We start from the raw sequence: 7,630 nt of genomic DNA, 5'->3' as shown, positions 1-7,630 counted from the left end.
TGGCGCGCCCGAGAGGAGTCGAACCCCTAACCTTTTGATCCGTAGTCAAACGCTCTATCCAATTGAGCTACGGGCGCTTCATCAGGCGACTTAACTATAATACTATGAATATCAGTTGAAGTCAAGAAGTTTTTTGAAGTTTTTCTGCCGAAAAGGATGAAGCTTTTTTGTTTCGACTTTATCCATTATACACATTTTGAGGGTTTTGTACACCCTTTAAATGATGAATATTATATCGGCATTTCGAAGTTGTAACTTCGTTGTCTCAGCGACGAATAATAATATATCATGCTTTCAATTCATCCGTCAACACTTTTTTCGTTTTTTTATACCTCTAAAAAATTTAGGCTTACAGCCATTCATAATAGATGACGTTTACCGGACCTTTTCATCTTATGTGATGTTTTATTGAATGTTCCCCGCTTCATCAAGTTATATATGGAACCGAAGCTGTAAATCGTTAACTTTGACATCACTCTTACGCGGTCATTTAATGAAGCTTTTATTTTATGAACGGCTTTTAAGATATCCTAAGGGTGCCTCAAATAGGCTGCTTTTACGCATCGTTTACAAAAATACAGGCAGAAATCTTTGTTATAGGAAGATTTCTGCCTGCAAACTGCAAATGTTTTATCTATAACCCCACCTGCCTGCCCCTTAACAATTCAAATTGTCATCCGCTGATTTTAGCGCTCGCGTCGCTTGGTGCTTTTTCCGATTTGTAGTTGCGGAAATTATGCTCAAGCTGTTCAAGTGTGAGACCTTTTGTTTCAGGAAGGAATTTTTTCACGAATGCAATGGAAAGAAGTCCAAGTCCGACAAAAATGTAGAATGTCGAGGACAGCCCGATCGCATCAAGCAATATCGGGAACGAAAATCCGACAAAGAAATTGACGATCCACAAACAAAACACGGTGACGCCCATCCCGAGGCCGCGAACGCGAAGCGGGAATATTTCAGAAAGCATGAGCCATGTTACAGGAGAAATGGCGCCTTGCTGGAATGCAAGAAAGGTTACAGTCAGCGTAAGTACGACATACGGAAGAGCAGCTGAGCCTTGAAGGGCGTTTGAAAAGATGCCGATCAGCAGCAAAGCTGATGTCGTCCCTATTAAACCGGTTATCAGCATCGGTCTGCGCCCAACCTTCCCTAAAAGCCAAATCCCCACGAATGTCGCTAAAACTGAAATGACACCGTTTGCAATATTTCCGATAAGTGCAGCTTTTGTTTCAAATCCGGCATTTTTGAGTATTTCTGTACCGTAATACATGATAGAGTTTACGCCGGTAATCTGCTGAACGACGGCGATCCCGATTCCGAGAAATACGATTCGGCGCACCCACGGAACAGCCAGGTCTTTATAATTCGCTTTTTTCATTTCAGATTCTTTCATGACTGCAGCTTCGATTTCAGCAACTTCCGAATGCGCCCTTTTTTCCTCGCGGATTCTTTTCAGAACGCCCAGCGCCGCTTCATTTTTTCCTTTAGAGACAAGCCAGCGCGGACTTTCGGGCATTCTCAGCATACCAAAGAACAAGAATATAGCCGGTACTGCGGCAATCGCCAGCATGTAACGCCAAACATGGGAACTATCCCCCATTGTGGTTCCGAGGATGGCATTGAAAGTAAATGCCAAGAGCTGTCCGGAGACAATCATTAATTCATTTTGGGTAACCATTCGTCCCCTTTTTTCTGAAGGAGACATTTCAGCCAAGTAAGTCGGTACCGTAACAGATGCTCCCCCTACAGCAACTCCAAGCAGGAACCGAGAGATGACCATAATCGTCACATCAGGCGCAAGCGTACATCCGAGCGTCGAGAAAAAGAAAAGCACAGCTAGAAAAATGATGTTTTTGCGGCGCCCGATATAATCGGAGAGTCTTCCGCCGAATACCGCCCCCAATGCCGCTCCCAAGAGAAGCGAACTTGCGACAAGCCCTTCTGTAAATGCAGTCAGGTTCAGCTGATCTCCTTCAGACATATAAGGCAAGGCACCGTTGATCACTCCGGTGTCATATCCGAATAGAAGTCCGCCGAACGTCGAGACTAAAATAATAGTACGCAAAAATGATTTCTGATTCCCTTGTTCATTCATATTGATTTCCCCCGCCTTTGTTTTAAAAATTGATTTATTTCCAAAGGTTTTCGAAAACATCCTTAATAGGAGCTCATTTCTTTTCCTAAAAGACTCATATCTAACTTTCGAAAGTCTCGCCAGCCACCCCCTTAACAGAAAATTGAAAATTTTATTTTGATGGAAGACGGAGCTTCCGCACAACCAATTACCTACTATGGCATATCTTGGAATCACTTTCATTTGCATGCCGTTTAAATGTATTGTTAGATTATAGTTATGTTTTTGGTACATTTTTGTTAGATCTGATATTATCATAATTTTAAAAGCGCTTTCAGTCAACATAAATTTCAGAAATCTTATCTTTTTTTTATTTTGAAAAGCGCTATTAATGGCGTTATGATAGGAATTATATCCAATTCATATGACTTCATTTCTTTTTTTATTATTTATCAGCATTTTTTCACTCTTGTCATTTCATAGTGATCTTTTTGTCACTTTTTTGTGATGTGTGGAATTTTAGTCCCAATAAAAAAATACCAAGGGGCTTCCCCTCAGTATTTTTTCCTGCCTGCAGCGGACATTTCAATTATCTGTGAACAGCAACATGAATCAGCTTTCCTTTAACCGCAAGGCGCCCTTCGGTTTTCACGGCTTTGTCACATGTCATCAGCGTAATTTCTTTTTCTTTCGTCTCTTGAATCACATCTGTGTCCGTTTCAGAAATGAATTGTTTGGATGTCACAGTGTATATATAGTCTTTTTTAAAGTCTGTGATTTTAACGGTGTCCCCTTTTTTAATGTTGATAAGAGGACCGAATAAGAGGTTCTCCCGCTTCATATGATGTCCGGCCAGCGGGTAGTTGCCCTCGCCCATTTTCTGATCGGGACGCATTGTTGTCGCTCCGTAAAGAAGATTTTGATTGGTTGTGCCTTTCAATATCGGCAGCTTGATATTGACGCTGCTTATGGTGATCCGGCCGATGACCGCTTTCGGCTCAGGATCAAGACCGGCTTTTACTGTTTCCATAAAAGAAGGCGGCTGAATCGCTTCAAAATCAAATGACGCCTTTTGCGCATTGTTTTGTTCCGCCTGTTCAGCTGTCAATTCAAAACTTTTATTCTTGTTGAGATTGATGATGATGCTTTCTTTAATAAAAGGAGACAAGACGAAGAATATACCTGATATGACAAGCACGGCAACGATCATTTTTTTATACATGTCTCACAGTCCTTTCTAACCTTAATGTCAAATGAACGAATGCCGTTTTTCAAAAAAGCACCTGACCGGTTTCATGATCAGGTGCATAAATGATTCGTTTAAGCCTTTCTATGTTTCTTTCTTGTGAAGAAAGCGAAGACTCCTCCAGACAAAATCAGCAGGATGCCGATCATGATCGGCATGATGCTATCTGTGTCACCGGTTTTCGGAAGCGCATCACCTTTAGGATCTCCGTTCGAATTCCGGTCCGGTGTGCCTTTGTTATCTGTTTTAGGGTCTCCCGAATTCGGGTTCGGTGTGCCTTTGTCAACAGCCGGCGTTTTCAGCTTTTCATTGGACGCTGTGATCTCGACCGGTTTTGTCTGTCCTTTTTTAATTTCAAAAGGAATCGGCGTTTCATCAAGCTTATAGCCGTCAGGCGCCTTCGTTTCGACAAATTGATAGCGCCCAGGTGCCAATCCTTCCGCTGCGAACTGCCCGTTTTGATCTGTCGTCCAGACTGCCGGCAGCTTTTTCCCGTTGCCTCCGGCTTTAACAGGCTTTCCATCAACATCGAGCAGCTTGAATTCGGCTCCTTTTAAAACAGCCTTTTTATCGTTACGGTCCACTTTCGTCAGTCTCGCATCGCCCGGTGTCAATTGGTTCTCTGCAGTCATTTCAATTGGCTTTGTATCCGTATTTTTGACTGTGAACAATATTGGCGTCTCATCCAATTGATAATGTTTAAGTGCTTTTGTTTCGACAAACTGGTAGTTACCAGGCTTAAGGCCGTACACTGTGATCCGGCCGTCTGCGTCTGTTGCCAAACCGGTTTTCAGTACCTTGCCGGTTTCATCTCTCAAATCGAACTGCGCCCCCTGAAGTCCGGCGCTCTTGTCATCCTGGCCGACTTTTGTGAGCACAACGCTGTTTTTCTTGTTGAGAGCCGTCAGTTTAACCTGTTTCGGCTCACCTTCGTGTTCCCCGGTAATGGAAAATGGAATCGGATCTGTTGACAGCAGGTAGCCGTCAGGCGCATGTTTTTCAACAAATTGATAGCTTCCCGGCGCCAAACCGCCAGCCTCAATTTTGCCGCCTTCTTTAGAGATCAAATCGTCTTTGACCGTTTTGCCTTCGCTGTCAATGATTTTAAACACGGCTCCTTCTAATCCATTGCCGTCTTCATCTTTTTTCTGCAAATAAACCGAACCTTTGTAGTTGACCGCTTTTCCTGCATCTACATGTACAGGTTTTCCCTCAGCGGAATCCGGGATGACAAACTCTATTTTCCCGCTGTTCAATACAAATCCAGCGGGCGCTTTCGTTTCTACGAAGGCATATCGCCCAGGAGCCAGGCCTGAAGCCGTAACGGTTCCATTTTGATCTGAGACCAGTTCCTCCTGCACGGTATTCCCGTTTTGATCTGCGATCTTAAAGACGGCTCCTTCAAGCTTGCGGCCTTCCGCATCTTCTTTTGTCAAATGAACCGAACCTTTATGATTAACGGCGGCGCCTGCATCAACCGGCTCCGGTTTCCCTTCAGCTGAGCCCGGGATGGTGAATTCAATTTGACTGGTGTTTAACATAAAGCCTTCGGGGGCCTTCGTTTCCACGAAAGCATAGCGACCAGGCGCAAGGCCTGAAGCTGCAATTTCCCCGTCTTCATCGGAAGTGAGCTTTTCATGAACGGTGTTGCCTTCATGATCAACGATCTTAAATTCAGCGCCCTTCAGCGTATGGCCTTCTGCATCCTCTTTTGTCAAATAAACCGAGCCTTTATAGTTGACGGCTTTGCCTGCGTCCACGGATTCCGGTTTTTCTTTTGCCGATTCAGATATGGTAAACTCGATTGCCTTACTGTTTAACACAAAGCCCTCGGGCGCTTTGGTTTCGACAAATGCGTAGCGGCCAGGCGCAAGATCAGATACTGCGATTTTCCCGTCTTCATCGGAAGTAAGCTTTTCATGAACGGTGTTGCCTTCATGATCGATGAGCTTGAATTCAGCCCCCTCTAACTGACGGCCTTCTGCATCTTCTTTCGTTAAATGCGCTCTGCCTTTATAGTTGATCAATGTTCCTAAATCAACGTCAGGTACTTGATTCTTATCATTCGTTTTGACGGAGAAGCTGATTTCTTTTGTATTTAAGAGATATCCTTCAGGAGCTTTCGTTTCCAGCAAACGATAAGCACCGGGCGGTAAACCGTTGATTTCAACTTTCCCGTTTTCATCGCTCTTAATATTCGTACGTATTGTCGTAAAGGTGCCATCACCGGATTTTTTCTCCAGCTTGAACACGGCTCCTCCCAAAGGATTCTTTTGTTCGTCTTGTTTGATAAGCGTCACCTTATTCTTCTCATTCACGACTTTGTAAAGCGCTCCGGCGCTGGAAGAGCTGCTGTTAATCTCAACGGAGACCCCGTCTGCGTAGGCGTCGCTGATCGTATATCCGTCAGGCGCCTTGATTTCTTTTAAAACGTAAGTGCCGTAGCGGATATTGCCGAACGTCAGCTTGCCGTCGTCGTCAGTCGTTCCTGTCCGCAGAAGCTGCTCATTATCTTTTGTCCGCAATTGAAAATCTGCTCCGGAAAGCGGTGTGCCGCCTTCCCCCGTTTTAAGAATTGTCAGGCTTCCTCTTTCACCTGAGCCTGAACCGCCGCCGCTTGAAACGGCAACAAAGACCGAGCTGTTGTTTTCCTGGGTCTGTTCCTGAACATTCGTTCCCGAAATCGACACTTTGTTGTGAACATGACCGCTCGTGCCGGCAATATTGATTAATGATTGGTATTGAATAACATAGGCGCGGTCGATTTTTTTGTAATCGCCTATAAATTTCAGAACAAATGATTGTTCACCGGTTGCATTGTCGGTCTTGATGTCCAGTGTATAGTCCTCGCCTTTTTGAAGCTGAACATCATCCGGGACAAGATTTCCGCCACTGTCTTTGACTGCACCTTTTTCATCGTATTTAGCCTGATAAACTTTAAAAGAATCTTCAGCTAAAATTTGATTGGTATCCGGAGTATCGGTGACTTTTACGTCCTCTAATACCGACTGGCTCGCGTTGACATTAATGCTCCAATCGACATAACCTCCGTTTTGTTTGCCTCCTTTGAAAACGAGGCTTCCTCCGTCGGCGACCGAAACGGATGCCGTCAACTCACGCTCTGAATATCCGGCATTATAGTACGTCGCCTTGTTGGTGTAAGGGTCACGCTTAATGACCTGCCCTTTAAGCGATGTTTTAAATTCAATAAGATACGGGACGGAATCGTCCGTTTTCAAATGGACAGTCAGCGTTTGTTTATTGTCAGCCGACGGCTCTTCCACATCATATTGTGAAGCGGGCAGGATGTCTCCTTCTGTGATGGAACCGTCTTTATTGACTGCATAGCTCTTGACGACAACCGATCCTTTAACAAATTGCTGATCATCTGCTAAAGCATCTTTAATATAAGGATTCTTTGACGGCTCTCCATTATAGTTGATGCCGATTTTCCACGTGATTTCTTTTGAAACAGCGTTATATGAGCCGTTTTTGAAGCCGTTGTGGGATGTCTGGCGATTCGGCGTAAAACTGCTCGCTTCCTTATTTCTGCGTTCAGTGCTGCTGTGATCAGTCCAGGTTGATTCAGCCGTGTTTTTGACATTTTCGTTTGAAAAGTCGGCATTCATATTCGTTGTATACGTGATCTTAAACTGGCTGTTTGTTGTTGCATAATCTCCGATGAGTTCCAGGAGAAAACCTTCATGATCCGGTTTTATTGTCAATGTATAGTCTTTGCCTTCTTCAAGCGTTTTGTTATTCGTCACATCCTGAAGACGGAATGATCCGTCGAGGAGCGCGAGCCCGCCGCTTTCGAAACTGTCATCCAACTTCCAATTGTTCATCGTGTAGTTGTTTTTGTTGATTGCGATCGTCCAATCGACCGTTTTCTTCTGGTAATCAATGTTTGAATAGCCTTTTATCAAGTTCTGCTGAATGGCTGTACCTGAAGCTTTCTTTGATTCCCCTGTTCCGGTCACTGCGGTGTTCGTATACGTTGTTGATTTATCAATGATCACTCCGCTGTTGACCTCGGTTTGATATGTGATTTTGTAAGCTCCGGTAACATTTTGGTTAAATTTGATTTCAAACCCGCTTCCACTATCGGAGAGCGTATAGTCTTTGCCCTCTGTTAGAGGCGTTCCCGCCTGTTCACTTCCGTTCTGATTGAAAGTAATCGGAATCACCTTCAAGGAATCTGAAACAAGCTGCAAATCATCGGAACCAAACGAATCCGTTATACTCGCCTTGGATTCGTCAATCTTTTTCTCTCCGTAGTTATATAAAATCGTCCAGCTGAAATGAAGAAT

The 7,630-nt window shown here is 44.1% G+C and carries 2 protein-coding genes, 1 tRNA gene and 1 pseudogene; all 4 read right to left on the bottom strand.

Features of this window, described 5'->3' with window-relative positions:
- Positions 1–77 (bottom strand) — tRNA-Arg (locus QMZ64_RS19000).
- A 596-nt stretch (positions 78–673) separates the two neighbouring features.
- Complete coding sequence (locus QMZ64_RS18995; RefSeq protein ID WP_243944316.1) at positions 674–2,095, bottom strand: sugar porter family MFS transporter; 1,422 nt, start codon at positions 2,093–2,095, stop codon at positions 674–676.
- Positions 2,096–2,663: 568 nt separating this feature from the next.
- Positions 2,664–3,296: a class A sortase gene (locus QMZ64_RS18990; RefSeq protein WP_243944315.1), complete on the bottom strand. Its 633-nt coding sequence runs from the start codon at positions 3,294–3,296 to the stop codon at positions 2,664–2,666.
- Between the two features lie 98 nt (positions 3,297–3,394).
- A pseudogene (locus QMZ64_RS18985) lies at positions 3,395–7,621 on the bottom strand (SpaA isopeptide-forming pilin-related protein); the annotation flags it as partial.
- Positions 7,622–7,630 lie beyond the last annotated feature (9 nt).

The organism is Bacillus sp. LB7 (assembly GCF_030449715.1).
In the GTDB taxonomy this organism is placed as follows: Bacteria; Bacillota; Bacilli; order Bacillales; family Bacillaceae; genus Bacillus; species Bacillus paralicheniformis.
This window is presented reverse-complemented; position numbering and strand designations above follow the sequence as displayed.

What these genes read in the sequence shown, in the direction of transcription:
- QMZ64_RS18995 (WP_243944316.1), bottom strand. Translation starts at nt 2,095, where the DNA reads ATGAATGAACAAGGGAATCAGAAATCATTTTTGCGTACTATTATTTTA.
- QMZ64_RS18990 (WP_243944315.1), bottom strand. Translation starts at nt 3,296, where the DNA reads ATGTATAAAAAAATGATCGTTGCCGTGCTTGTCATATCAGGTATATTC.